This window comes from Helicobacter cholecystus, assembly GCF_003364215.1.
GTDB lineage: Bacteria > Campylobacterota > Campylobacteria > Campylobacterales > Helicobacteraceae > Helicobacter_G > Helicobacter_G cholecystus.
Genome location: NZ_NXLU01000006.1, coordinates 19,488 through 44,917 on the forward strand (window position 1 = coordinate 19,488; position 25,430 = coordinate 44,917).

The 25,430-nt window shown below is 35.2% G+C and carries 22 protein-coding genes and 1 other RNA gene; 12 read left to right on the forward strand and 11 right to left on the reverse strand.

From position 1 onward, the window contains the following. The first annotated feature begins 47 nt into the window (after nt 1–47). Together purL and CQA62_RS05160 are read left to right on the forward strand one after the other, a co-directional pair. Nucleotides 48–2,255, forward strand: a complete 2,208-nt coding sequence (purL, locus tag CQA62_RS05155; RefSeq protein ID WP_104725186.1) for a phosphoribosylformylglycinamidine synthase subunit PurL — start codon at nt 48–50, stop codon at nt 2,253–2,255. A gap of 72 nt (nt 2,256–2,327) precedes the next feature. Continuing rightward, nucleotides 2,328–3,695, forward strand: a complete 1,368-nt coding sequence (locus tag CQA62_RS05160; protein ID WP_115585130.1) for a hypothetical protein — start codon at nt 2,328–2,330, stop codon at nt 3,693–3,695. A gap of 626 nt (nt 3,696–4,321) precedes the next feature. On the opposite strand, the gene coaE is transcribed toward CQA62_RS05160, so the two are convergent. Together coaE and ffs are read right to left on the reverse strand one after the other, a co-directional pair. Beyond that, nucleotides 4,322–4,912, reverse strand: a complete 591-nt coding sequence (gene coaE, locus CQA62_RS05165; RefSeq protein ID WP_158653668.1) for a dephospho-CoA kinase — start codon at nt 4,910–4,912, stop codon at nt 4,322–4,324. Between the two features lie 46 nt (nt 4,913–4,958). After that, nucleotides 4,959–5,056: signal recognition particle sRNA small type (gene ffs / locus CQA62_RS05170), an RNA gene on the reverse strand. 115 nt (nt 5,057–5,171) lie between these two features. On the opposite strand from ffs, the gene carB reads away from it, so the two are divergent. From carB to dapF, 4 genes are read left to right on the forward strand one after another with little or no spacing between them, the layout of a single operon-like run. Then, nucleotides 5,172–8,438 carry a carbamoyl-phosphate synthase large subunit gene (gene carB / locus CQA62_RS05175; RefSeq protein ID WP_104723304.1) on the forward strand — a complete coding sequence of 1,089 codons (3,267 nt, stop codon included), beginning with the start codon at nt 5,172–5,174 and terminating at the stop codon, nt 8,436–8,438. A 1-nt stretch (nt 8,439) separates the two neighbouring features. Further along, a complete protein-coding gene (locus CQA62_RS05180) occupies nt 8,440–8,865 on the forward strand; it encodes a Sua5 YciO YrdC YwlC family protein (RefSeq protein ID WP_104723306.1) in 426 nt (141 codons plus the stop codon). After that, nucleotides 8,865–9,125 carry an RNA-binding S4 domain-containing protein gene (locus tag CQA62_RS05185; RefSeq protein ID WP_104723308.1) on the forward strand — a complete coding sequence of 87 codons (261 nt, stop codon included), beginning with the start codon at nt 8,865–8,867 and terminating at the stop codon, nt 9,123–9,125. The genes CQA62_RS05180 and CQA62_RS05185 overlap by 1 nt, the downstream gene beginning before the upstream one ends. Beyond that, nucleotides 9,118–9,891: a diaminopimelate epimerase gene (dapF, locus tag CQA62_RS05190; protein ID WP_104723310.1), complete on the forward strand. Its 774-nt coding sequence runs from the start codon at nt 9,118–9,120 to the stop codon at nt 9,889–9,891. Before CQA62_RS05185 ends, dapF begins: the two co-directional genes overlap by 8 nt. Nucleotides 9,892–10,064: 173 nt before the next feature. Here the strand turns inward: dapF and tgt are convergent, their stop codons facing one another. Continuing rightward, on the reverse strand, nt 10,065–11,216 hold the full coding sequence (gene tgt, locus CQA62_RS05195; RefSeq protein WP_104723312.1) for a tRNA guanosine(34) transglycosylase Tgt: 1,152 nt from the start codon (nt 11,214–11,216) through the stop codon (nt 10,065–10,067). Nucleotides 11,217–11,288: 72 nt separating this feature from the next. Between tgt and CQA62_RS05200 the strand changes: the two genes are divergently transcribed. Genes CQA62_RS05200 through bioV form a run of 6 tightly spaced genes read left to right on the forward strand, consistent with a single transcriptional unit; the run spans nt 11,289 to nt 18,652 of the window. Further along, nucleotides 11,289–12,698 carry a potassium transporter TrkA gene (locus CQA62_RS05200; RefSeq protein WP_104723314.1) on the forward strand — a complete coding sequence of 470 codons (1,410 nt, stop codon included), beginning with the start codon at nt 11,289–11,291 and terminating at the stop codon, nt 12,696–12,698. Further along, nucleotides 12,685–13,698 carry a 3-dehydroquinate synthase gene (aroB, locus tag CQA62_RS05205; protein ID WP_104723316.1) on the forward strand — a complete coding sequence of 338 codons (1,014 nt, stop codon included), beginning with the start codon at nt 12,685–12,687 and terminating at the stop codon, nt 13,696–13,698. Before CQA62_RS05200 ends, aroB begins: the two co-directional genes overlap by 14 nt. Further along, nucleotides 13,695–15,284 (forward strand): mechanosensitive ion channel domain-containing protein, encoded by a 1,590-nt coding sequence (locus CQA62_RS05210; protein ID WP_104723318.1) that lies wholly within the window; start codon nt 13,695–13,697, stop codon nt 15,282–15,284. The genes aroB and CQA62_RS05210 overlap by 4 nt, the downstream gene beginning before the upstream one ends. Before the next feature lie 14 nt (nt 15,285–15,298). After that, entirely contained in the window at nt 15,299–16,552 is a 1,254-nt protein-coding gene (gene mtaB, locus CQA62_RS05215; RefSeq protein ID WP_104723320.1) for a tRNA (N(6)-L-threonylcarbamoyladenosine(37)-C(2))-methylthiotransferase MtaB, read from the forward strand. Next, a complete protein-coding gene (locus CQA62_RS05220; RefSeq protein WP_104723322.1) occupies nt 16,549–18,144 on the forward strand; it encodes an AAA family ATPase in 1,596 nt (531 codons plus the stop codon). The genes mtaB and CQA62_RS05220 overlap by 4 nt, the downstream gene beginning before the upstream one ends. Beyond that, a complete protein-coding gene (gene bioV / locus CQA62_RS05225) occupies nt 18,131–18,652 on the forward strand; it encodes a pimelyl-ACP methyl ester esterase BioV (RefSeq protein WP_104723324.1) in 522 nt (173 codons plus the stop codon). The genes CQA62_RS05220 and bioV overlap by 14 nt, the downstream gene beginning before the upstream one ends. Here bioV and CQA62_RS05230 read toward each other — a convergent pair. The 8 genes from CQA62_RS05230 to CQA62_RS05265 all read right to left on the reverse strand — a co-directional run bounded on the left by CQA62_RS05230 (nt 18,621) and on the right by CQA62_RS05265 (nt 25,429). Further along, nucleotides 18,621–19,544: a PDC sensor domain-containing protein gene (locus CQA62_RS05230; RefSeq protein WP_104723326.1), complete on the reverse strand. Its 924-nt coding sequence runs from the start codon at nt 19,542–19,544 to the stop codon at nt 18,621–18,623. The genes bioV and CQA62_RS05230 overlap by 32 nt on opposite strands. 844 nt (nt 19,545–20,388) lie before the next feature. Further along, nucleotides 20,389–21,738 (reverse strand): tRNA uridine-5-carboxymethylaminomethyl(34) synthesis GTPase MnmE, encoded by a 1,350-nt coding sequence (gene mnmE / locus CQA62_RS05235; protein ID WP_104723328.1) that lies wholly within the window; start codon nt 21,736–21,738, stop codon nt 20,389–20,391. Beyond that, entirely contained in the window at nt 21,719–22,477 is a 759-nt protein-coding gene (locus tag CQA62_RS05240) for a Jag N-terminal domain-containing protein (protein WP_104723330.1), read from the reverse strand. Before CQA62_RS05240 ends, mnmE begins: the two co-directional genes overlap by 20 nt. Continuing rightward, nucleotides 22,474–24,090, reverse strand: a complete 1,617-nt coding sequence (gene yidC, locus CQA62_RS05245; RefSeq protein WP_104723332.1) for a membrane protein insertase YidC — start codon at nt 24,088–24,090, stop codon at nt 22,474–22,476. The genes CQA62_RS05240 and yidC overlap by 4 nt, the downstream gene beginning before the upstream one ends. After that, nucleotides 24,087–24,458 carry a membrane protein insertion efficiency factor YidD gene (gene yidD, locus CQA62_RS05250; RefSeq protein ID WP_104723334.1) on the reverse strand — a complete coding sequence of 124 codons (372 nt, stop codon included), beginning with the start codon at nt 24,456–24,458 and terminating at the stop codon, nt 24,087–24,089. Before yidD ends, yidC begins: the two co-directional genes overlap by 4 nt. Continuing rightward, nucleotides 24,442–24,846 carry a ribonuclease P protein component gene (gene rnpA, locus CQA62_RS05255; protein ID WP_104723336.1) on the reverse strand — a complete coding sequence of 135 codons (405 nt, stop codon included), beginning with the start codon at nt 24,844–24,846 and terminating at the stop codon, nt 24,442–24,444. Before rnpA ends, yidD begins: the two co-directional genes overlap by 17 nt. Nucleotides 24,847–24,849: 3 nt before the next feature. Beyond that, entirely contained in the window at nt 24,850–24,984 is a 135-nt protein-coding gene (gene rpmH / locus CQA62_RS05260; RefSeq protein ID WP_027327788.1) for a 50S ribosomal protein L34, read from the reverse strand. Between the two features lie 52 nt (nt 24,985–25,036). Further along, nucleotides 25,037–25,429 carry an ExbD/TolR family protein gene (locus CQA62_RS05265; protein WP_104723338.1) on the reverse strand — a complete coding sequence of 131 codons (393 nt, stop codon included), beginning with the start codon at nt 25,427–25,429 and terminating at the stop codon, nt 25,037–25,039. Nucleotide 25,430 lies beyond the last annotated feature (1 nt).

Sequence of the window (25,430 nt, forward strand, 5' to 3'; positions counted from 1 at the left end):
ACTCTTTTACTTTGATAAAATTTTCTTATGATTAAAAAGGAGATCACATGAACTACACAATCCCTGATATCCCCTCTGCTCTTAAATCACACAAACTTGATGAACAAGATTATAAAAATATTTTAGAAATCTTAGGGCGAGAACCTAACATTATCGAGCTTGGAATATTTTCTGCAATGTGGAGTGAGCATTGTAGCTATAAATCAAGCAAGAAATACCTTCACGCATTCCCCACTTCTGCTCCTTGGGTTGTTCAAGGACCAGGAGAGAATGCGGGGATTATTGATATTGGTCAGGATTATTGTGCTGTTTTTAAGGTCGAATCTCACAATCACCCAAGTTTTATTGAACCCTATGCAGGTGCAGCTACAGGTGTGGGTGGAATTATGAGAGATATTTTTACAATGGGTGCAAGAGTAGTCGCTTCACTCAATAGTTTGCGTTTTGGAGAGATTCAAAGAGAAGATGAGGTTGGTAAAAAACAACGCGCTCTACTCAAAGGCGTTGTTGCAGGAATTGGCGGGTATGGCAATTGCATAGGCGTACCAACTATTGGAGGGGAGATAAGTTTTGAGCCTTGTTACAATGGAAATATTATTGTGAATGCCTTCTCACTAGGGATTGTCAAAAAAAATGAAATCTTTTATGCCAAAGCTAGCGGTGTAGGTAATCCTGTAATTTATGTAGGGAGTAAAACTGGAAGAGACGGATTAGGGGGAGCAGTTATGAGTAGTGATAGTTTCACCCAAGAAAACACTTCTTTGCGTCCAACCGTTCAAATTGGTGATCCCTTCATTGAAAAGCTTTTGATGGAAGCGTGCTTAGAGCTTTTTAAAGCTGATTTGATTGTAGGGATTCAAGATATGGGTGCAGCAGGTTTAACAAGCTCTAGCTTTGAGATGGCTGGACGGAGTGGGAGTGGAATGATTTTACATCTTGATAAAGTGCCCATGAGAGAAGAGGGAATGAATCCTTATGATCTCATGCTTAGTGAATCTCAAGAAAGAATGCTTATTTGTGGCAAAAAAGGATGTGAAGAAAAAATCTTTGAGATTTTTAAAAAATACGACCTTGATGTTGCTTTGATAGGAGAGGTGACACAGAGTGGAAGAATGCAGTTATACTGGCATAATGAGCTATGTGCAGATATTCCCATTGATCCCCTAAGTGAAAAATCCCCCATCCTCTCTCGTCCTGTGCAAAAGCCTACTTATCTTAAACAAACTGCAATGCAAAAATATCAAGGAGATGGACTAAGCCCTAATGAAATCTTAGAGCTTATGCTTGCACACCCAGAAATTGCAGATAAAGCCTGTATTTATGAGCAATACGATAATAGCATTGGAACAAATACACTGCTAGGCAGTGGAAAACTTGATGGAAGTCTTTTAAGAGTTAAGCAAAATAATGTTGCCTTAGCAATAGCAAGTGAGTGCAATCCTCGCTACTGCTATCTTGATCCCAAAGAGGGTTCAAAAATTGCCGTTGCACTTGCTGGAAGAAAATGCGTCAGTAGAGGTGCAATGCCTTTAGCAATCAGTGATTGTCTTAATTTTGGTAATCCTCAAAACCCTGAAGTAATGTGGCAATTTGCACAAAGCACTGAGGGTATTAAGGAGGCTTGCAAAGTGCTTCAAACTCCCGTAGTCAGTGGAAATGTTTCTTTATATAATCAAACCAATGATCAAGATATCTACCCCACTCCAACTATTGTAAGTGTAGGAGTAGCAGAGGATGCTCATCATACACTAAGCTCAAAATTCTCACTCAAAGATACCCTCTTTTTACTTGGAGAAATCAGTGAAGAATTTGGAGGCTCACTCCTTGCAAAGCTCTCTAATCCTAATCCTTATGGACTCCCACCAAAGATTGATTTAGACTATGAAAGGAAAGTATGGGAATTTGTCCTTAAGGCTCACTCTCTTCACCTCCTTAAAGGTGCAAAGAGTGTAGGACGCGGTGGTGTAGCAATTGCACTATGCAAAATGGCACTTCTCTCAGAGCTTTCTCTTAATGCTCAAATCCCCCTGCCTCTCTCCCCTCTTCAAGATAAATTATTGTTCTCAGAAACTCAAAGTCTTATGATCTTAAGCTCTGAATGTGCAGAAGAGCTTAAAGATTTGGCACTTTCATATGCTCTCCCTCTCCACAACATCGCCTCTCCTCTTCCAAAAGAGCAAAATATCCAAATTAATTCTCTTAATATTTCTTATAAAAAAGCTAAAGAGCTCTATTTTGAGAGTTTCAAATTTTAATCAAAATATTTTACCCCCCCCCCCCCGAGTTTTTTGCTATCATAAAGGTTTAAATAAAAATTAGGAGAAAAAATGAAAAAAAGATTTGTAATTTTTGGCTTATTTTCACTTTATACTCTTGAAGCTACTCAATATAAAACATTAAGGTTACTTCAAGATACAACAACTTTGAGCAATAAAAAAATTTTGGCTGATAATCAACAAAAAAGCTTGATTGACAAAATTAAAGAAAAAGAGCTAGAACTTCAAGTTCCAAGAGAAACCGTTCCAGTAGAATTAATGAAATATCCCATTAAAAGTTCTATTCCAAAGACGGCAGAAGTACTTCCTTTTCTTCAGACTCTCCTACATATCGAACTTGGCACACTCCCCAATCCTCTTGGTATATCAGTAATAGGAAGCTTTATGGATGAAAACTATAAAGTTAAAAGATTTAATGGGAGAATGGGGGAAAATCTTGGAGGAAAACTTGGTTCTAGTCTAAATACTTATCTGACTTCTGTTCAAAATGGCACTGCTCAGCTCCCAAGCTTTGGGAATCCAACCATTGATGGATTAATTGGAGCTGCAATTAAAAGTGATGGATTATTATTTGGAAATACGATTTCATTACCCATCCTTGGACAAACATTTTCTAAAGGACTCATTTGGCAAGGAGAAAAAGGTAAAACAGCTGCACAAAATCGTGAAGCTTTTTTTACAAATCTACAAGAAAAACTCAATCAATCTTTTGGTAATGGGCAAAAAGAGTGGATCCTCTCTGAGGGAAGTATAAAGGTAAGAACAAGTGCTGTTGGCTTTAAGGCTGATATGTGGCTTTTCCCCTTTATGCAAATTTTTGGATCTGTTGCTTATTTACATATGGAACAAGAAACTAATGTTGGAAATGCCACCATCCCCTTTGATCAACCCATTGTAGCTACAGATATTCTTACAGGCTCTCTACAATCAAGTCTTCCAGAAAGTTTTAAACAACCCATGAGCTCTATCACAATTCCAGTAGGAACGATTCGCAATGTTCTCGATGGATTTGCAGCAATGGGGGGCACAAATTTAGCCATTGGTTATAAAGGATTTTTCCTCTCCTGTATGATTGCTGGAGGATATGCCCAACTTGATGATTTAGTAAATAATGTTAAAGGCTTTGTGCAAAAGCCATTTATGTATATTGCCCCACGGATTGGCTATTCTCTTGAAGGAGTAATGACTGCTCATTTTGGTGTGCAAAAAATTGAGCTTTTTGGTGCAACAAAAGGAAAAGATTTGAGTGCATCTACAGGTGGATTGGTTCAAGACTACTCTGTTGAAATTGAAAAATTTCCAGTTAATTTCTTGATCGGGACAAGTTTTACTCCAATGAGAGATCTTGGAATCTCTGTTGAATATGTGATAAGCCCTGATGTTAGAGGACTTAATGCTGAACTAGCTTATCGTTTCTAATCCCCTCTATGCATTTTAAGAATTTTGCGGAAAATAAAAAAGGGTGGGAAAAATAAAGAGTGAGAAATTTATAAAATATACTCAAAGGACCTCTATTATAACTTCATTGAATCAAGGATTTCTAGAGTCTCCTTTAGAAAATACTTCTTTAATTCTTTCTCATAAAATCTCTATAAAATGATTTGATGACACTCTCTAGAAGAGCCCTTCATCTTTTGCATTTAGAATTTATATCTACTCTATCCTGATTTGACTTTACACATTTTTAAGATGAACACTCGATTTCCAACCAAGTCAAATACTATTGCTTAAAGGCTTCATTGTCAAATCTTTATTTTTACATATTTACATAGAGCTTTTGAGTAAAACGGCCAAAGAAAGCTCATTTCTCTCATTGCCCTTACCTTATTGTTAAAAAAATTCATATTTTTTAACAATATTATTAAATATCTTAAAAATCAAGCAAAATTTTAACATATCAATCCAACACGCAACAGGCATAAGAAATTCAAATACCTCATCGACACAAAAAGTTTTATCCTAGGAATTGATAAATCTCTTATATTTTTAAGTCAAGCTTTATATCAATCTTTAAAAAGAGTTTTTCCAACACAACCTTAAAAACTCTAATTCCCTAAGCCTTTTACCCACTTCAAAATTTTATCTCTAAGCTCATTTTTAGAGCCAAAATTTTCTATCACCTCACTTGCATACATTTTTCTCTCTTCTACACTCATTTGAGCTTTTATCCTTGCTCGCACTTCTTCCTCACTCACCCCATCTCTTTGCATTACTCTTTGAGTAATATCTCTTCCAACTACCAAAACCTTATGCCTAAAATTCAAAACCTCTCTTTGCTCAAAAAGCAAGGGGATCTCTACAAAATAAGGCCTTTTAGATTCCTCTAAATTTTGACATTGGGAAAAAAGATTTTCATAAATATAGGGATTAAGTAAATTTTGTAATTTCTCAAGCTCATTTTTAGAAGAAAAAACAATTTTAGCCAATGCTCTGCGATTAACTCTTCCTTCCCCAATCAGCTCACTTCCAAAAACTTCCCCAATCTTTTTGCTTTGGTTATCTAAAATTTCATGAGCAATTTTATCTGCATCCAAAACTGTATAACCAAGAGAAGAAAGAATTTCACACACACTACTTTTTCCACTTCCAATCCCACCACTAATGGCATAAGCATGTTGAAATACTGAGAAATCCATCATCATCCTTGCTAAAAAATTAGGGAAATTTTATCACTTAAGAAGCCTCTATGCAGATACCTAAGGCACACAAAAAGCCAAAGTGCTCTGCTGTATTCCTACCCTGAAGCGTTGCTCTAGCTTCTTATTGCATAGGTCTGCAAAGAGAAATGAAATGTTACACAAGAAATCTTGAAAAAATCATTAAATTTCAAAACATTTTTTAAGCACTTATTTTGTAAAATCTTAAAAAATTTCATTCCACACACAAAGAGGGACTATGCCAAAACGAGAAGATATAAAAAATATTTTGCTAATTGGTTCAGGACCGATCATTATCGGACAAGCTTGTGAATTTGACTACTCAGGAACTCAAGCTGCTAAAACGCTTAAAGAGTTAGGATATAAAGTTACCCTTGTCAATTCCAATCCAGCTACAATTATGACTGATCCTGAATTTGCAGATAGAACTTATATTGAACCTATTACTGAAGAAATCCTTAGCGATATTATCCAAAAAGAAAATATTGATGCCATTCTTCCTACAATGGGAGGACAAACTGCCTTAAATATTGCAATGAGTATGGAAGAAAAAGGATTGCTTAAAGGTGTGAAGTTCCTAGGAGCTAACCCACAGGCAATTAAAAAAGGGGAGGATCGCCAAGCCTTTAAAGAAGCCATGCTCAAAATCGGTATGGATTTACCAAAATCTCGATATGCCTATAATGAAGAAGAGGCTCTTCATGCTGCCAAAGAAATTGGATTCCCTCTAATTATCCGAGCAAGTTTCACTCTTGCAGGAGGTGGAAGCGGTGTGGCTTATAATATTGATGAATTTAAACTTCTAGCAAAAAATGGGTTAGATGCCTCACCTATTAATGAAATTCTCATTGAAGAATCGCTTCTAGGATGGAAAGAATATGAAATGGAAGTCATTCGTGATAAGAATGATAATTGCATCATTGTATGTTCCATCGAAAATCTTGATCCTATGGGTGTGCATACAGGAGACAGTATCACTATCGCCCCCGCCCTAACCCTAACTGATAAAGAATATCAGAGAATGAGGGATGCCTCATTTGCAATTTTGCGAGAGATTGGCGTAGATACAGGAGGGAGCAATGTCCAATTTGCCATAAATCCTCAAAGTGGAAGAATGATTGTTATTGAGATGAATCCACGGGTTTCACGATCTTCTGCTCTTGCAAGTAAGGCTACAGGTTACCCTATTGCTAAAATTGCCACACTTCTAGCAGTAGGTTTTACTCTTGATGAAATTAAAAATGATATCACAGGGACAACAGCAAGTTTTGAACCAAGCATTGATTATATTGTAAGCAAAATCCCACGCTTCACATTTGAGAAATTTCCCACAGCAGATTCTACCCTCACAACAAGCATGAAAAGCATTGGGGAAGTTATGGCTATTGGAGGGAGTTTTGCTGAAAGTATTCAAAAAGCACTTTGTAGTCTAGAAAATGGTCTTTTTGGTTTTAATCCCATTAGCTCAGATATAGAAAAAATCAAACATGAGATCAGACGTCCCAATGATTCTAGACTTCTCTACATTGCTGAGGGGTTTAGACATGGGTTAAGTCTTGAAGAGATTTATTCTCTAAGCAACATTGATCGCTATTTCCTCTCCCAAATCCAAGAAATCACTTCCTTTGAATCAAAAATTAATACAGAAATCCTGCAAAACTACTCTCTTATGCAAGAGGCCAAATCATTGGGCTTTAGTGATAAAATGATTGCCTATCTTATCAACAAAAACGATGGATTGGAAATTAATCAAAATGAAGTCTATCAAGCACGTAAAGAGTTAAATCTGCCTTTAAATTATTATGAAGTTGATACTTGTGCTGCAGAATTCCCTTCCCTCACACCCTATCTTTACTCTTCTATTGGTCGCTTCTCTCCTATCACACAAGAACTTCAAATTAAAGAAGAAGAAAAGAAAAAAGTGATGATTATTGGAGGGGGTCCTAATCGTATCGGACAGGGGATTGAGTTTGATTACTGCTGTGTTCATGCCTCTTTTGCACTCAAAGATTTGGGAATAACAAGCATTATGTATAACTGCAACCCTGAAACAGTGAGCACAGATTATGATACAAGCGATATTCTCTACTTTGAACCTATTGATTTTGAACATGTAAGAAGTGTGATTGAAAGAGAGAATCCTGATGGAATTATTGTACATTTTGGAGGACAGACCCCTCTTAAACTTGCCAAAGAACTTACAAGAATTGGTGCAAAAATCATTGGAACCACAGCCAAGGTCATTGATACAGCAGAAGATAGAGAGAAATTTGCAGAGTTTGTGGAAGCCAACAACCTCAAACAGCCTCAAAATGGCATTGCATTCAATAAAGAAGAAGCCCATAGTATCGCAAGTAAGATTGGATTCCCTGTTCTTGTTCGTCCAAGTTATGTATTAGGAGGGAGAGCAATGAGAATTGTGCACAACGATGAAGAGCTTAGAGCCTATATGGAAGAAGCTGTTAAAGTGAGTGAAAGTTCTCCTGTGCTTGTAGATAAATTCCTTGATCGGGCTATTGAGTTAGATATCGATGCCATTAGTGATGGAGAGAATGTATATATCGGGGGGATTATGCAACATATTGAAGAAGCAGGGATACACTCCGGTGATAGTGCCTCTTCTCTCCCTCCCTTCTCACTCTCTAATGACCTTATCTCTCAAATCCAAAAAATCACCACTCAAATTGCACTCAAACTTGGTGTAGTGGGATTAATGAATGTGCAATATGCTATCCACCATAATCAAATCTATCTGATTGAAGTCAATCCAAGAGCAAGCCGAACCGTGCCTTTTGTCAGCAAGGCCACAGGAATGCCACTCGCAAAAATTGCAACAAGAGTGATGGTGCAAGGCAATCTTCCTGAAGCACTTAAATTTTATGATCACTTCAATATCTTAGAGTATAAAGATGGGATCTATCAGCATAAAACCCTTAAACACATTGCCTTAAAAGAATCTGTCTTTCCTTTTAATAAACTTAATGGTGCGGATGTCCTCTTGGGCCCTGAGATGAAAAGCACTGGAGAAGTCATGGGGATTAGTCAAAATTTTGGAATTAGCTTTGCAAAAAGTCAAATTGCTTGTAAAAATACACTTCCTACAAGCGGAAAGATTTTTATCTCTCTACAAGATTTAGATAAGCCCTTTGCGGCCTCCCTTGCAAAAGATTTCATCTCTCTTGGCTTTAGTATCTGCTCCACAGGTGGCACACATAAGGCAATCACTGATGCAGGAGTAGAATGTGAATCTATATTAAAGGTAAGCGAAGGACGACCAAATATTCAAGATGCTATCACAAACCACCAAATTGCAATGGTGATTAATAGCAGTGATGAGCGAAGCAATAAAAGTGACACACGACTTTTACGTCAGCAAGTACTCAAATCCCAAGTGCCCTATTTTACAACCATTGAAGAAGCAAAAGCCGCTTGCAGTGCGATTAAAGAACTCTCAGCCAATAGTCCCTATTCTGCAAAAGCGCTGCAAGATTTCCTAAGAAGCTAAGATGCTTTTTTTAGCTCAAAGTGATACAACTGTAGGCTTTCTCTCTCAAAATGCAGAGCATATCAACTCTGCAAAAGGAAGGGAGGGAAAGAAAGTTTTACTTGAAGTAGATTGCTTGGCGACTTTAAGAAGCTTCACACGAATTCCAGAAATTCACAAAAACTTTGTGCGTAAAGCAAAAAAAACAACCTTTATCTACCCCAATGCACTTGCACTTAGAGTGATTAAAGATGAGTTTCATTTAAGATTTTTGCATTTTTACAAATGGCTCTACTCCTCAAGTGCAAACCCTACTGCCTCTTGCTTTTCTCTTGATTTTGCTTTGCAAAAAGCAGATATAATCATTGAGGATAAGAGAGGATTTTTTCAAAATTCTCCCTCAAAAATCTACAAACTCACAAGAACCCAGGCTAAAAGGATACGTTAATGAGAATTGATAAATTTTTAAATTCTACAAATATTCTCAAACGTCGCAGTGTTGCACAAGATATGTGTCAAAGTGGTGTTGTATTACTGAATGGTAAGGTTGTTAAAAGCAGTGCAAAGGTTAAGGTTGCAGATATTATTAAGCTTGTCTATCTCACAGGAAGCAAAAGCTATGAAATTCTCTCCCTGCCTACAAGTAAAACTATTCCCAAATCCCAGTCCCATCTCTATATCAAAGAATTAGGAGATCATCATGCTTAATTTAGAAAAATACAGTGCCAGTGGAAATGACTTCTTAATTACCCATACTCTCCCCTCTTCAATCAATCTCTCAGAACTTGCAACTAAACTTTGTGATAGGCATAATGGAATTGGGGCTGATGGATTAGTCATTCTTAAACCTCATCAACAATATGCCTATGAGTGGGATTTTTATAATAGTGATGGTTCAAGAGCTAAAATGTGTGGCAATGCGAGCAGATGTGTGGGATTATATGCATTTTTACATTCTCTTGCTCCACAAAAACATCAATTCTTAAGTGGTGCTGGTGTGATAGAAGTGGAAATTACACATCCAAACTTCCCTTATAGAGTCTCTAGCAATCTTGGAACTTATAAGATCTTTGCACTCAATCAAGATAATGGTTGGAATTTTTTTGATACAGGCGTACCTCATTTAGTAAAATTCCTAGAGGATGAAGAAGAGTTTGAAAACTTTTGTATCCATTCTATGAAAGATTTGCGACTTCAGTATGATAGTAATGTCAATATTGTTTTCCCCACTCCTAAAGGCTATAAAATCAAAACTTATGAGCGTGGAGTAGAAGATATCACCTTAGCCTGTGGGACAGGGATGGCTAGTGTAGTAGCATCACTCTATGAAAAAGGAGAAATTAAAAATAATCAAGTCACCCTTATTCCCCCATCGGGTGAACATTTGCTTTTTGAGATTAAAAATGAGCAAATTAGCTTTGAGGGACAAGTAAAAAAAATTGCAAAATGCAGTGTAGAACTTAAAGAAATATAAAATATAATTTTATAGTATTCAGTATTGAGATAAAGTTTGTTATAGTCTATTTATTTTCATATTTAACAATCTTTTTAAAGCAAATTCCCTTTATTAGAATACTTTCAAAGTTGAAAAATATATGAAAAAACCATAATTTCAAAAAAGAGGGCAAATAAATACTTTCTTAATCATTAATCTTTGCATATTTCTCTTTTGGCATAAAACTCTTTTTTATATTCATTAAATCGATTTTGCATAATCGCTTCTCTTGCACCCTGAGTGAGATTAAGGTAATACTTAAGATTATGAATTGTGGCTAGGCGATGATAGGTGAGCTCATTACATCTAAAGAGATGATGCAGATAGGCTCTTGAGAAATGTTTGCAAGTGTAGCAATCACACTCACTGTCTAGTGGATTTTCATCAAGTGCGTAGCGAGAAGATTTGATAGAGAGTTTTCCAAAACTTGTAAAAATTGTAGCATTTCTTGCATTACGCGTAGGCATCACACAATCAAACATATCCACCCCTCTAGAAATTGCCTCAATGATATTCTCAGGTGTCCCTACCCCCATAAGATACCTTGGTTTATGTGTTGGCAGAAGTGGGAGAGTAAAATCAAGCGTAGCATACATCTCCTCACTGCTCTCCCCTACAGCCAATCCTCCTATTGCATAGCCATCATACTCATAGGTCACCCCATCCACTTCACTTCTAAGCTCTCTTAGCTCTGTAGCACTTTTTGTACGATATTGCTCACTCACTCCTCCTTGCACAATAGCAAAAATATGATTTGTTTGTGCCTTGCCTTGAGCTTTTTGCAATGCATGGTAATCTAAACTTTGCTTTGCCCATTGTGTTGTGCGCTCAATAGATTGCAAGATTCGTCTCTCATTCGCAGGTAAGCCCACTAAATCATCTAAAATCATCATAATATCGCTATTGAGCGCATATTGGATATCCAGCACTTTAGAGGGAGTAAAAAAATGCTTTGAGCCATCAAGGTGAGAGGCAAACTCAATCCCCCCTTCTTTTCTCTTTCCACCCAAACTAAAGGCTTGAAACCCTCCGCTATCACTTAAAAAATTCCCGCTATATCCACTGAAATGGTGCAATCCTCCCAAAGTCTTCATCCTTTCAATCCCTACTCGCAAATACAGATGATAGGTGTTTGCTAAAATGATCTTTGCATTTAAATGACTTTGCACATCAATATAATCCAATCCCTTAATCACCCCCTGTGTGCCTACTGGCATAAAAATCGGCGTTAAAACCTCTCCATGTGAAAATGTGAGTTTTAGTGCACGTGCATGATAATCTTGATTGCAGACTTCAAACCTCATTAAATTCCTTTTATTTTATTTTGTATAATTCTATCTTTTACAAACATCATTCCCAAGGGGTTTTAAGCAAATATGAAAAAAATTGGACTGATTTTAGAGGGAAAAACTGCTAAGAACTTCTTAGATAAGATCCTTGAACAATATCACAGCTCAAATTACTATACAATCCTCACCCAAGACCAAAACCTCATCCCTCAAACCTATCCTGATAATTTCAAATTCTTCTACGCCGATCCTACTTCACTTTTTAAACTTCAAAAAACCTTTAACGGTGAATTTGATCAATTTTTTCTCATTCTCTGTGATGTTGATGAACGCAAAGAAGTCTATACACTCTTGCGCTCACTCTTTGCAAAAGTTCCCATTGTTTTAAACTCTGCAAAAGCCCTTAAGGTAGAGGATGAATTTTTAGAGCAGGTTTCTATCCCTTCTATTATTAGTAGCAAACTTTTAACCTTCTTACCCAATGCTCCAAGCACGATTTGGGATTTTGGATTAGGAAAAGGAGAGATTGCAGAGATTTTGGTGCCTAGTGGGAGTGCATATTGCCATCGTCAAGTTGGCTCTATTGCACAAAAAGATTGGAAAATTGCAGGAATTTATCGTAAAAATGAGCTTTTGCTTAGCTCTTATTCTCTAAGCATCCAACCCAATGATAAACTTTTAGCTATCGGTGATCCTGTAATTTTAGGAAACATTTATCGCCAAATTACAAATTCTCTTGGACAATTTCCTCTCCCTTTTGGGAAAGATATTTTTCTCTATCTTGATGAAGATATAATGAGTGAAAATGAAATTTTAAGGGATTTAGATGAAGCTCTATTTTTGCATCAAAAGCTTAATTCCAATCAATTATATATCACACTTTTACATCCTAAAAGTTTTGAGCTTATTGCACATTTAAAAAGTATTCAAGATCAAAAGGTGCATTGCATTATTGAATATAACAATAAGGACTTAGGAGAGGTTATTGAATTAGATAAAGCCAAAAGGATTGGATTAATAATCTTGCATCATCGCCTATTTAATGAGCATAGGGCACAACTTTATGAACTTTCCTCACCTGTTTTTAAAACCACCCAAATCTCTATTCAAGAATGTTTGGATTCTCTTGTATTTTTAGGGGAACACGAAATAGAAAATATTGCCTCAGTGGCTTTGGATATTACTTCTCAGCTAGAACTTAGTTTTGAAATGTATGACTATGATGTAGATGGAAATTATCACACCCAATGCTTTGAGGTATTTAAATCTATTTGTGCAGTCTTTAACGCTCCTTTTAAATACACTCAATCCAATCATAAAAATCCTATCTTTTATTTGCAAAGTCTTAAAAGACCTGCATTACAATTCCTACCCTTTAGTCATACCCTCACACATTCACTATTCACTAAGCTCACTTCTACGGATACCACATGCTTAAGCGCAGATTTGAATAAATTCCCTCAAATCTATATTCCCATCCCTCATGAAAACAATTAATCTGCACCACTCAAATATTCTCTTTAATCTTCCTTCAGAAATTGGGCATGAAGGAAGCGTATTGCTTATTAGTGATGAAATTGTTGCTACTTTATATTTACAAGATATTCTTCATCGTATTAAAGCTCCACAAGTTTTTTCCTATATCCTCCCTAGTGGTGAGGGAAGCAAAAGTGCTAAAGAGCTTTTTTCTCTCCTAGAATACGCTATTTCTTGTAAGCTTGATAGAAAAAGCTTGATGATTGCTCTAGGAGGTGGAGTAGTGAGTGATATTGTTGGACTTGCAAGCGGTTTGTATATGAGAGGGATTGAATTTTATTCTATCCCCACAACACTTTTGGCTCAAGTAGATGCAAGCGTAGGGGGCAAATGTGCAATCAATTCTCCACAGGGAAAAAATCTTATTGGTCTATTTCATCAACCCTCAAAAGTCTTTATCTCTCCCTCTTTTCTTTCTACCCTATCTCAAAGAGAATTTAATTCAGGGCTTGCAGAGGTAATAAAAATAGCAATTTGCTTTGATAGCTCTCTCTTTTACTCTCTCTTTTCTCCCCATTTTCTTAAAAAAAATTTAGAAGAAGTTATTTTTCAAAGCATCTCTCTTAAAGCCTATATTGTAAGAGAAGATGAGAGAGAAAGCAATCTTAGGGCATCTCTTAATTATGGACATACCTTTGGACATATCATTGAACAAGAAGGAGACTATAAGCGATATTTGCATGGGGAGGCAGTCAGTATGGGAATGGTTATGGCCAATACTCTGGCATCTCTTTTTAATGGCTTTTCTCAATCTCAAGATATCATTGATTTGCTCTCACTCTATCATCTCCCTACTCACTACAAGATCCCTAATATTTCCAAATTTTTTAATGCACTTTTCTTAGATAAAAAGACACAAAATCAGCAAATAAAATTTATACTTCCAAAAGAGATTGGAAGTTTTGAATTTGCTTATCCTCAAAAAGAAGAAATTATGGCAACTTTAAAGGAGTTTAAATGAAGAAGTGGTTATATATTTGCTTGATATCTGTTTTTTTATTTGCAAAAGATCAAGTCAAAGATCAGACTATAGAAGAAAAAATTAAATCAGTCAAAAATGAAATGATTATTTTAGATACTAAACTTAATGCTGATCAAAATGTCTGGATATACAAATACGGTAATCATGCAAAATATATCTCAATCACAAATCAAATTAAGGCACTTGAGTGGCAAATTAAACGTATAAAACCTACTTCAAAAAACAGTGATCAGCTCCAAATACTCAATAATCGTCTTGAAACTCTCCAGCGCCAAAAAGTATTTTTTGGTGAGATTGAGGGAAACCCTTATCAAGAACTTATAGAAGTTAAAGATATAGAAAAAATCCCCACAGTTACTAATCCTTTTGCAATTTTAGGAGCAAAGGATTTTATTAAACAAATTCAAAATCAAGAGAAAATTCTACGCAACAACCTCGCTACTCTTAAAGAAACACTTATGACACTCCAAGACAAAAAAACCCTTCTTAATACTCTTCTTAAACTTGAAGATAAAGATGAGCGTCCTATTTTGCTTGATGAAATTCAAAAGATCCAAAATATTGAAATTGAACTGAAGTCTGCTCAAGGAATCTTAGAAACCTCTTTAGATGTATATTTCAGAAAAGCTAATGATATCATTAGCAAACTCAATGAGCAAATTCAACAACAAGTCATCAAAATCATTTATGTTTTTATCATTTGTCTAACTATTATTTGTGCTGCCTTGGCTATTAAATTTGCTTTAAAAAAATATCTTGATCAAGAGCGTTTATATATTGCAAATAAGGTTGTCAATTTTGTTAATATTTTTATTATTGCCCTTGTATTACTCTTAAGCTACCTTAATAATATTACCTATCTTGTTACATTCTTAGGATTTGTATCAGCAGGTCTTGCTTTTGCAATGCGAGATTTATTTATGAGCTTTTTGGGCTGGTTTGTCATTATTATTGGTGGAGGATTGCATGTTGGAGACAGAATCCGCGTTCATCGGGATAATACAACTTATGTTGGAGATATTTTAGATATCTCTATGACAAGAATCACTCTCTTAGAAGATGTAACACTTAATACCTATATGGAAACCCGTAGAGCGGGAAGAATCATTCTTATCCCCAATAATCTTATTTTTACAGCCATTATTTCAAACTATACGCATGGAGGAATGTCCACAGTTTGGGATGGGATTGATTTTACAGTCACTTTTGATAGCAATTATAAAAAGGCAATTGAGATTGCAACAGAGGTTGCCAGAAAGCATTCAAAATCGCATACTGAAATCGGTAAAAAGCGTATGATGAGACTTAAAGAACATTATTCAATCAAACGTATTAGCCTTGAACCAAGAGTATTTAATATGATTGAACCCAATGGAATGAGGATTTCTATTTGGTATCAAAGCAATGTCTATGCAACACTTAATCTTAGAAGCAATATTTGTGGCGAAATTATTGAAATTTTGGCAAAAGAGAGTGATATCAAAATCGCCTACCCAACAACAAAACTTATTAATACTGGAAGTGATGGGGTATGGGAGAGATACACTCATCAAAATAATCCTTAAAATATCGAGGAAGAATGAAATTAAAAGTCTATTTTAAAACCTTTGGATGTCGTACCAATGTTTTTGATACACAGGTGATGATTGAAAATCTCAAAGATTTTGAAGTCACACAAGAAGAGAGTGAGGCAGATATTATTGTGGTGAATTCCTGCAGTGTCACCAATGGTGCAGACAGTGGAGTTAAAAATTATCTAAACAAAATGAGTAAAACAGATAAAACACTCTATCTTACAGGATGTGGAGTTAAAACTAAAGGCAAAGAGTTTTCTACCTTGGTGCGTGGAGTATTCGATCACGCTCATAAGGAAAATATCAATCGTCTTTTACAAGAAAAAAAGCCTTTTTTCTTTACCTCATCTCCTGAAGAAAAGCATATTGATCAAACCCTTGTGAGTGAGTTTGCAGGAAAAAGTCGTGCGTTTATTAAGATTGAGGAAGGATGTGATTTTGCTTGCAGTTATTGCATTATCCCTTTTACACGTGGAAAAGCACGCAGTCTCCCCCAAGACTCTATCCTTAAGCAAGTCTCTCTTTTAACACAAAATGGAATTGAAGAGATTGTACTGACTGGAACAAACATGGGAAGTTATGGGAAAGATACTCAAACTTCAGTAGCCAAACTCATTAAAGAAATTGCAAAAATTGATGGAATCAAACGTATCCGTATTGGCTCACTTGAACCTAGTCAAATTGATGAAGAGTTTTTAGAGCTTTTAGGAGAGAGTTTCTTAGAAAAACATCTTCATATTGCTCTGCAACACTCTCATAATACGATGCTTGAGATAATGAATAGGGTCAATCGTTTCGAGAGTGATTTATCCTTATTGTCCAAAATTGCTTCCAAAGGCTTTGCAATAGGAAGTGATTATATTGTAGGGCATCCTGGAGAGAGTGAAGAAATATGGAAAGAGGCTTATAATCATCTAAAACTCCTTCCACTCACTCACATCCACCCTTTTATTTATAGTCCAAGAGATGGCACACCTTCAAGCAAACTTGGGCCAAGAATTAATGGCAATATTGCTAAAGAGCGATTGCATCAGCTCAAAGCACTCATTAGTAAAAAAAATATTGCATTTAGAGAGCAAAAACAAAAACTTGAGGTTTTAGTAGAAAGCTATACAGATGGCATAGCTATAGGATTGGATCAATTCTATAATAAAATAAAAATTCACACTCCTATAGCCCCCAAAAATCAATGGCTTCAAATTACTGAGTATGAGATTTTAAAAGACTATAATCAAACTTTTTTAAAGGAGGAAAGATGAAAAAACTCATTTTAGGCATCTCTCTTGTTGGCGTATTTTTAGCAATGATTCTTTTTCTTTCTTTTAAAGACTATTATCAAACCATTGGACAAGCCCAATTCCACTCCCTTATACAAAATGCTCAAAAGTTTGAAGTTGATGCTCATTATTTGTATTTTCAAGCCCAAGGGCAAAATTACAAAATCCTTAGAAATCCTTCTCTTCTAGCCCAAATCCAAGATCCAATCATAGAAAAAAGTCGATGGCTTACTTATGTGTTGATTTTATTTCTTTTATGTGTAAGTGGAATTGTTGTCTTTTTGCTTAGACATAAGCTCTTCTCTACTCACTCCACTCCTATCCCTCTACCCACTCAAAAAGAAAGTAAAACCTCTATCATTACTCCCTCTTTCACCCCTTCTTGCATTACCCTTGATTCCCTTGCAGGAATCAGTGAAGTCAAAAATGATCTCAAAGAAATTCTTGATTATCTTAAAAACCCTAACAAATATAAAAAACTTGGACTTAGAATGCCAAAAGGAATTCTTCTTGTTGGACCCCCAGGAGTAGGAAAAACAATGCTTGCCAAAGCAATGGCATCTGAGGCAGGTGTGCCATTTTTTTATCAAAGTGGAAGTAGTTTCTCCCAAATCTTTGTAGGTTCAGGAGCTAAAAAAGTCCAAGAACTTTTTTCTCAAGCCAAAGAAGCCCAAAGTGCAATCATCTTTATTGATGAGATTGACTCTGTGGGAAAAGAGAGAGGCAATGGAAGAAATGATGAGAGAGAAAGCACCCTTAATCAACTTCTTACAGAAATGGATGGATTTAATGATAGCTCCAATCTCATTATCTTTGGAGCAACAAATCATGTGGGTGCACTTGATGCAGCCTTACTTAGAAGTGGAAGATTTGATCGAAAAATTTATATTGATTTGCCTTCCCCTAAAGAAAGGGAGGAGATTTTTACCCTTTATTTAAAAAATAAACAATTTAATTTTTCAATTGCAAAAATTGCAAGTGAGTGCTTAGGCTTTAGTGGAGCTATGATTGAGAGCTTAGTTAATGAAGCTGGATTACTGATGCTTAGAGATGGGCGCAAAATTATAGAAGAGCAAGATATTCAAAGAGCTAAAAGTAGGCTTACTCTCTCACTTAAAAAATCCCCCCTTCTTACCAATGAACAAAAGAAAATTCTTTCACTCTATCAAGCCTCTAAGGCCCTCTTTGCTTTGAAATTTCAAATAGGTTTTATCAAAATCTCTTTGCAAGAAGAAGAGAGTATATGGGAAAAACAAGAAATACAAAGCCAAGAGCAAGCACTCAATACCCTAAAGCTTCACCTCATTGGCTATATTGCACTCAAATTTTTTTACAATCAAAGTTATACCTGTGTTCAAAATGATCTTAAAATTGCAAAACAGTGGAGTGAAAAAATCACCCTTGAGTATGGAATGGGGGAGAAGCTTTTTGAATATGATCACAAGCTCTTATCTCAAGCACAGCAAGAGTGTAATGTCTTTTTACAAGAGCATACAGATGAGATAAAAACTCTCCAAAAAATACTATTGCAAAAAGAAAGCCTTACATTTACACAAATTCATGCACTACTTTAGTGGTTTTTGCTTCACAAATGAGAGGGAGCTTTTCTCTCACTTACCCCTCACCCAAGATCTCTTTACACTCACGGGTTTTAGTTATGGGGCAATTAGAGCTTTTAAAATGGCTTTATTGAGTATTCAAAAGGGCAAAAGGATTCAAACCCTCAATCTCCTCTCCCCTGCTTTTTTCCAAGCCCAAAGCACTGCCTTTATCAAAATGCAACTTTTAGGTTTTCGTAAAAATCCTCAAAACTATATGAAAAATTTTCTTTCTCTCTGTGGCCATTGTGAAGAAAAATATTTCAAAGCTGGAACACTTGAGCAACTAGAGGAATTGCTTTATTTTAAATGGCAAGAGGAAGAATTAGGGCAACTGCTTAACTGTGGAGTAAAGATTAATGTATTTTTAGGAGGGGAAGATAAAATCATTCCCTCCCTAAAGGCTAAGGATTTTTTTCTTCCTTATGCCACAATTTATTTTTACAAAACTTTTAACCATTGCCTGAATTGCGATCATCTTTAACTGCACTATAGGCAAACTTGACATATACACTTAGTCCAAAGAGTAAGAGTGCAACCCCTCCTGTAAGATAGAGTGTATATTGAATTTTCTCGGGTTCAATGATACTAAACTTAAACACAAGCATTAATGCCTCAATCGCCAAGGCAATGATAATTGAACCCAAAAATCTAATCATTGTTTTATGGATTGCATGATGACTTTCTCCTGTGTCACGCCCCAATACCTCTTCTTCAAAAATAGCTTTAACCAAATCTACAATGGCCAAGGAGAGAGTAAGCAAAATTGTTGCCTCAAAAACTTCTTTAATATCCAATTTACTAAAATTGACCAATGCATGCCAAAAACTATTAACCCCCTTAAAAAAGAGTAAAGCTGAAACACAAAACAGCATAAAAGAGAGTGCAAGATAGGCGAAACTTGAAGTTTTTGAAAAAATATCATAAAGCCTTGTAGGTGCACCAATTTTAATAGCTTCATCCAATGTAACATCAATACAAGCAATATATACAAGCTCTCCTTTTTCATTATAAATTGGATAGCTTGCAGTCACAACAAGCTTTCCACCATTTTTACTTGGATAAGGATCTGTAAGAGTGCATCTTCCTTCTTTCTTGCACTCATAAAAATATGCCCTATCGGCATAATTGGGATAACTCCTACTGATATCACAACTTTCTTGATGAAGTTTTCTAACTTGGTTTCCCTCATTGTCAAGGATATAGATTGCATCAAAAATTTGGATTTCCAAAGCAATTTTTTCAAGTTCTTTTGTGACTTGCTCAAGTGTCGGGATCACAACCCCACTTTTAATATGTCTAGAGAAGAGATAGCACATATAAGCTCGAACTTCATAGCGAATCTTAGAATACTTTTGAATATCTTTTGATAGCATACAAACCTCCTAAAATTAAAATGCTAACAAAGATTCTTCAATCAATATCTTTTTTCTTGCATAATATTTTCTCTTACTTGTTTAAATTAGATTATCTTCAAGAAATAAATAAAATCACTCACAATACCTTAGACTTCATCAAAAAGTTATTTAAAATTACTCTATAGTTTGCATATCGATTAACTTACTGCAATTTTTATCAATCCTCTACAATTCACTCAAATTCACGGATTTTAAGATTTTAATAAAATTTAACTTTTTAAATTAAAGATTCTATAAGGATATTTTCTATGAATACATCTCTTTTCTATACCAAGAAATTATGCACCTCTATACTCATTTCTGTATTACTTGGCTTATATTTGCAGATAAGTTGTGTGAAAATTCACCCCTTCCCCTCCGAATCTTCTACTGCACAAAATTGTCTCTCCATAAAAAAGAAAAATTACATAGAAAATCATTATATTATTTAAAAAAATAGCTAAGGATAGAGGCATAGGATTTAATTGTATTTAAAGCAACTTTAGGGTTATGCCTTAACTTGTATTTGCCTAGTTTTTGTATTGTGTAAATACTCATTGATACTAAAGATATTTAATTTAAAATTTTTCAATCATTGGTATATCCTTAACTCAGTGATTATATAAATCTAATACTGAAATTCAACAAACTTAACCCTACAACTCAAAACTTTACTTTGTATTTTAATTAATAGTTTCAAAGAAAGAAGAATAAAGAAAGAACTAAAATCTTAAAATTTTATATTCAAAAGATGTATTCTATATGGAGATCTTATCACTGAGACATAAAGGTGCAAACAAGAAAGATAAAAATAGTGTTTGCTTTATTTCCCCAAACAAAACTCACTGAACATCTTATCGAGCAAATCTGTGCTTTCATAGGGCCTAGTGATTTTTCCAAGACTTTCAATAGCATCTCTAATATTATAAGAGAACAGCTCCAAACAACCCTTGTGAAGCATTTCTTTTGCCTCACTCAAAAAGTCTAAAGTTTGCTCAATGCTCTGAATCTGATTGCTTGCACAAAGGAGTATTTCATCGCTTTCACTCTCTTGCAAAATACCTTGCAAATAGCTCACAAGTTCATCAATCTCCTTATTTTGTGCAGAGAGGCAAAAGGAGGGATAGGGTAAAGAATTTCTAACTTTTTGAGGCAAATCATTCTTATTAAAAATGCTAATAATCCTTTTTTTATCTTGAGTTTTGAGCAAATCAATGATTTTCTCATCCTCATCATCAAGTTCTTTTGAACCATCAAAAACAACAAGTATAATATCGCTTTTTTCCATTGCCTCCTTACTCTTTGCAATCCCTATATTTTCAATTTCATCGTCACTCTCTCTAATCCCAGCAGTATCAATCAATCTCACTTGAGTGCTTCCAATATTTAACATCTCCTCAATCGTATCTCTTGTAGTTCCTGCAATATTGCTAATAATGGCACGATCATAAAGAAGCAAAGCATTGAGTAAAGAGCTTTTTCCAACATTGGGCTTTCCTACAATACACAAAGAAAATCCCTCAAAAATTCCCACTCTAGAGCGTGAATGAAATAAGATTTTTTCAAGTCTTGTATAAAGCGTATCAATCTTTTGATTGAGGAGATCTAGGGTGTCTTCTGGAATATCCTCTTCACTATAATCAATCATCACCTCACTATAGGCTAATGCCTCATAAAGACTTTCTCTACTTTGCTCAACAAAGACGCTTAATTCACCCTTGAGTTGTTTAAGAAGAGTTTTTTGGGCTTGAATACTTTTAGCCTCAATGAGTTTTGCCACAGCTTGAGCTTGTGAGAGATCAAGTCTGCCATTGAGAAAGGCTCGTTTAGTAAATTCTCCACTCTGAGCCAATCTCACCCCCAAATACAAAACTTCATCCAAAATTCGTCTGACCATCATATTTCCCCCATGGCATTGGATTTCAACAACATCTTCTCTGGTATAGCTATAGGGAGCTTTAAAATAAATCACAATCACTTCATCAAGAATTTCACCCTCTCTATCATAAAGTGTTGTGAGCGTGGCATAGCGTGGAATGAAAGCAGAGTTTTTACTCAAGGTTTTAACAATCTCAAGACTTTTATCGCCACTTAAACGCACAATCCCTACTGCCCCTCCACCTAAAGGTGTGCTAATAGCAGCAATTGTAGACTTATTTTGTTCTAAACTCATTGATAGAAATCACACTCTCAACCTCTGAGATTTGTTTAATAATAATATATTTATCAGGCATAGCTTCACGAAATCTTCTGAGTGCAATATTTGCAGTTAAGGGATCAAAAGTGCGCGATTGGAAAAATGTACGAGAGATGATTTGATCATAATTCTCTTCTAAATACTCCTCAATGCGTTTTTCTTTATTTTTAAGAAAATCAGCAATCTCTAATCTTAATCCCATCCCATATTCTTTTTTAAGCCAAATTGCCAAAAGATGATAAATAGAGCTATAGCGATATCCCTTCTCACCAATAAGTAACCCACAATCTTCACCGCTAAACTCAATGCTTACAATCCCTTCAGCTTCCATTCTTACTTTAACAGAATCAATATTATAAGGAAGGAGTGCAAAAAGCTTATCAACTTCTTGTGAAATCTCATCACATAATTGACTGGAAGTAAGACGCTCTTGGAAGAAGTTTTTTTCAATCTGTGTGCAAGTATCTTTTTGAGCATAATAGGATTTATCTACTGTATATTCTTCTTGTTGAGGTTTAAATACCTCTTTGAACTCAGGATAATTTTCTTTTTCTCTTTTTCTAGCGACAATCACCGCATCTTTGCGTCCAATACCTAAAAATCCTTTTGAAGACTCAATAGCAATTTCATATTCTATATCTTCTTTTGGGCATCCAAAATAAATTGCTGCATTACTGATTGCTTCTTGGACACTCTCTGCACTGAATCGTTTCATTGTTTTAATTCCTTTTGTTTTTTGACAATTCTATTAATAATAATTTGTTGAACAATAGAAAGAACATTATTTACACTCCAATACAATACCAAACCTGCTGGAAATGGGAAAATAATAAAGAAAATTGTAAAAAATAATGGTAAGAGTTTAAAAACTTTCTCTTGCATTGGATCAGTATAGGTTGCAGGTGTCATAATCTGTGAAATATACATTGTTGCACCCATTACAAGCGGTAAGATATAGTAGGGATCAATCACTGAGAGATCATGAATCCAAAAAATCCATGGCTCAGCCTTGAGTTCTACAGCACAATAAAGAACCTTATAGATTGCAAAAAACACAGGAATTTGAAGAAGTAATGGCAAACATCCTCCTAAAGGATTTGCACCATTTTTCTTATAAAGCTCCATAATATGCTTTTGCATTTTTTGAGGATCTTCTTTATATTGAGTCTGGATTCTCTTCATCTCAGGAGCTAAATCTTTGAGCTTTTGCATTCCAATCATTCCCTTATAGCTAAGCGGGAAAAGCGCGATACGCACAAGGATTGTAAGCAATACAATCGCCCAACCCCAATTTCCACAAAGATTATGCAAAACTTCTAAAAGTAAGAAAAGAGGTTTAGCAAAGAATGTAATTAGACCATACTCAACAACATCTCCAAGCGGTGCATAAAGGGTTTTGAGATCTTGATAATTTTTTGGACCAATATATCCCCCCAACTCTTTGCTCCCCTCAATCAAAATAAATCCAATAGGACTAATAGAAGGAATCTTACCATCTACAAAAACCTCAAATTTTCCTTTTTTTTCATAAAGCAAGGTTGTAAAATAGCGATCCACACTTGCTAAAAATGCTACATCTTTAAAAGTTTCCACACCTTCAACATCATCTTTTTCAAATTTTTCAAGTGTCCCACCATTTTGTAAAATTGTGCCTAAGAATGCATACTCATCACTATCTGCAACAGGTCTTGCGCCATTGGTGAGAAAAAATTTACTCATAGGATTACTAGAAGTAATTTTTAGCTCATAGCTGAGATTAGGGTAAATTGTGATAGTTTTTTTCAAAGTTTCACTTCCAAGATTTTGGATTAGTTCAAAGCTTACAGGCTTATCAGTGATGCTTATCTCTGAAGTTTGTGTGCTATAAGCGGTGCTGAAGGCTTTTTGATTGATTTGATCATCTGCAAATCTTACTTCAAGAGGGCGAGTGAGTGAACTATCAAGCAAGGGCACTTTATCAATAGATCTATTTTGTTGTTTTTTACCCAAAAGCTTAGAAAAAAGATTTTGGCTTTGTGGCTTAGCAAATTTTTTGTCTTTAAGATAGATTTGCTCAATCCGTCCCAATGAATCAAACTCAATTTCAAAATCTTTTGAAGATACTCTAAGCAGTGGAGTTTTAGCTTTTAGTGATGTTGGGGAATTTTGAGTGGGGGAATGTATTTGTTGTTTTTCTACATTAGGAGCTTGGATTGCTTTACTCTCTTGGATTTGCGTGGGTTTTTCTTGTGGAAAAAAATAAGAATAGGCACTAAAAAAAGCAAATGTTAGAGCCACAGCTCCAAGCATTCTTATCATTGAAAATGAATTATCCTGATTTGGGTTCATAAAAAATCCTTAATGATATAGGCTCGAATTTTAATCGGCTTGCAAACAAACAAAGGGGTTACAACACTCTTACAAGGGATTAACCAATAAGAAATTTTGATTGGCTTATACTCCACTCTTTTTAGCAAAATGCTAATACAGGGATAGTCAAAACCACCTTTAAAAAATTGGTTGCATTTAAGAATTCTTATTATAGAGAAAAACAGAGCATAAAAACTAGGAGTTAATTCAAAAAGTATTAAAGAATATGAGGAACAAGAAGGATGGTAACGACAAGAAGGGGGTGTAAGGGGGGAGATAAATCGCTGATACACTCTTATAAAAATCCAAAAGATCTTTTTTAAAAACAAATCAAATGCACAAAGCATGATGTTTCCCTCTAGTCTTGGACAAAAACTCTAAAATCTCTGTTTCAAACTCAACGTAGGGCATTTTTTGCACTCCTTCTTTTGCCATAAAAACTACAATCATTTGTGGAAAAAGATGTGCATAATTGCGGCAAAATCCACGAAAACGGCGTTTAACTAGATTACGTTGTGGAGAGTTTCCAACCTTTTTAGAAACACTAAGACCAAATATTAAATTTTTGGGAAGTCCAAGAAAATGATTAAAAATCTTTTTTTCTTTGTAAGAAAATGTTTTATTTTGGAATGAATGTCTAAGGCTTAGGGCATAGAGATTAAAAAACTCCCCATAATGCCTTCTACCATTTTTATAAACAAAGTCAAATTCTACCTTGTTTTTAAGTGTTATCATTGCTTAGACTGAAAGTCTCTTTCTGCCTTTTGCTCTTCTTGCATTAATCACTTTTCGACCATTTTTTGTCTTCATTCTTACGCGAAAACCATGTGTTCTCTTGCGTGGAGTGTTATGAGGTTGATAAGTTCTTTTCATCTACAATCCTTCATTCTTAGAAATAAAAAAGGGTAATTATGCCTTTTTTTGTCTAAGTTTTTGCTTTATCTTGCACCAAAATATAGACTTTATCTAATTTATTTTTTTGCAAAAGCTGCATAACTTGCACAAAAGCATCAAATTCACTTTTTTTATCACCCTTAAGAGTAATTTGAGTCTTTTTATCTAGACTTGCCACTCTTGAGCTTAAAGTAGAGAATGCAACAAGCTCATTTCCCCAAAAAAATTTCCCACCTTTATTAATAGAAATAACAATTTCTTTCTTCTCAATCTCTTGCAAGTCTTTGCCATCTTGTTGAGATTTGGGGATATCTATAGGAACCTTACTGGTATTAACAAATGTAGCACTTGTTAAAACAATAACAAGCAAAACAAGCATAATATCAATAAATGGAACAAGATTCATTGAATCCATTTTTTTCATT

Excerpts from the sequence above, each read along its gene's own strand:
- purL (WP_104725186.1), top strand. The coding sequence starts at position 48 with ATGAACTACACAATCCCTGATATCCCCTCTGCTCTTAAATCACACAAA.
- CQA62_RS05160 (WP_115585130.1), top strand. The coding sequence starts at position 2,328 with ATGAAAAAAAGATTTGTAATTTTTGGCTTATTTTCACTTTATACTCTT.
- coaE (WP_158653668.1), bottom strand. The coding sequence starts at position 4,912 with ATGGATTTCTCAGTATTTCAACATGCTTATGCCATTAGTGGTGGGATT.
- carB (WP_104723304.1), top strand. The coding sequence starts at position 5,172 with ATGCCAAAACGAGAAGATATAAAAAATATTTTGCTAATTGGTTCAGGA.
- CQA62_RS05180 (WP_104723306.1), top strand. The coding sequence starts at position 8,440 with ATGCTTTTTTTAGCTCAAAGTGATACAACTGTAGGCTTTCTCTCTCAA.
- CQA62_RS05185 (WP_104723308.1), top strand. The coding sequence starts at position 8,865 with ATGAGAATTGATAAATTTTTAAATTCTACAAATATTCTCAAACGTCGC.
- dapF (WP_104723310.1), top strand. The coding sequence starts at position 9,118 with ATGCTTAATTTAGAAAAATACAGTGCCAGTGGAAATGACTTCTTAATT.
- tgt (WP_104723312.1), bottom strand. The coding sequence starts at position 11,216 with ATGAGGTTTGAAGTCTGCAATCAAGATTATCATGCACGTGCACTAAAA.
- CQA62_RS05200 (WP_104723314.1), top strand. The coding sequence starts at position 11,289 with ATGAAAAAAATTGGACTGATTTTAGAGGGAAAAACTGCTAAGAACTTC.
- aroB (WP_104723316.1), top strand. The coding sequence starts at position 12,685 with ATGAAAACAATTAATCTGCACCACTCAAATATTCTCTTTAATCTTCCT.
- CQA62_RS05210 (WP_104723318.1), top strand. The coding sequence starts at position 13,695 with ATGAAGAAGTGGTTATATATTTGCTTGATATCTGTTTTTTTATTTGCA.
- mtaB (WP_104723320.1), top strand. The coding sequence starts at position 15,299 with ATGAAATTAAAAGTCTATTTTAAAACCTTTGGATGTCGTACCAATGTT.
- CQA62_RS05220 (WP_104723322.1), top strand. The coding sequence starts at position 16,549 with ATGAAAAAACTCATTTTAGGCATCTCTCTTGTTGGCGTATTTTTAGCA.
- bioV (WP_104723324.1), top strand. The coding sequence starts at position 18,131 with ATGCACTACTTTAGTGGTTTTTGCTTCACAAATGAGAGGGAGCTTTTC.
- CQA62_RS05230 (WP_104723326.1), bottom strand. The coding sequence starts at position 19,544 with ATGCTATCAAAAGATATTCAAAAGTATTCTAAGATTCGCTATGAAGTT.
- mnmE (WP_104723328.1), bottom strand. The coding sequence starts at position 21,738 with ATGAGTTTAGAACAAAATAAGTCTACAATTGCTGCTATTAGCACACCT.
- CQA62_RS05240 (WP_104723330.1), bottom strand. The coding sequence starts at position 22,477 with ATGAAACGATTCAGTGCAGAGAGTGTCCAAGAAGCAATCAGTAATGCA.
- yidC (WP_104723332.1), bottom strand. The coding sequence starts at position 24,090 with ATGAACCCAAATCAGGATAATTCATTTTCAATGATAAGAATGCTTGGA.
- yidD (WP_104723334.1), bottom strand. The coding sequence starts at position 24,458 with ATGCTTTGTGCATTTGATTTGTTTTTAAAAAAGATCTTTTGGATTTTT.
- rnpA (WP_104723336.1), bottom strand. The coding sequence starts at position 24,846 with ATGATAACACTTAAAAACAAGGTAGAATTTGACTTTGTTTATAAAAAT.
- rpmH (WP_027327788.1), bottom strand. The coding sequence starts at position 24,984 with ATGAAAAGAACTTATCAACCTCATAACACTCCACGCAAGAGAACACAT.
- CQA62_RS05265 (WP_104723338.1), bottom strand. The coding sequence starts at position 25,429 with ATGAAAAAAATGGATTCAATGAATCTTGTTCCATTTATTGATATTATG.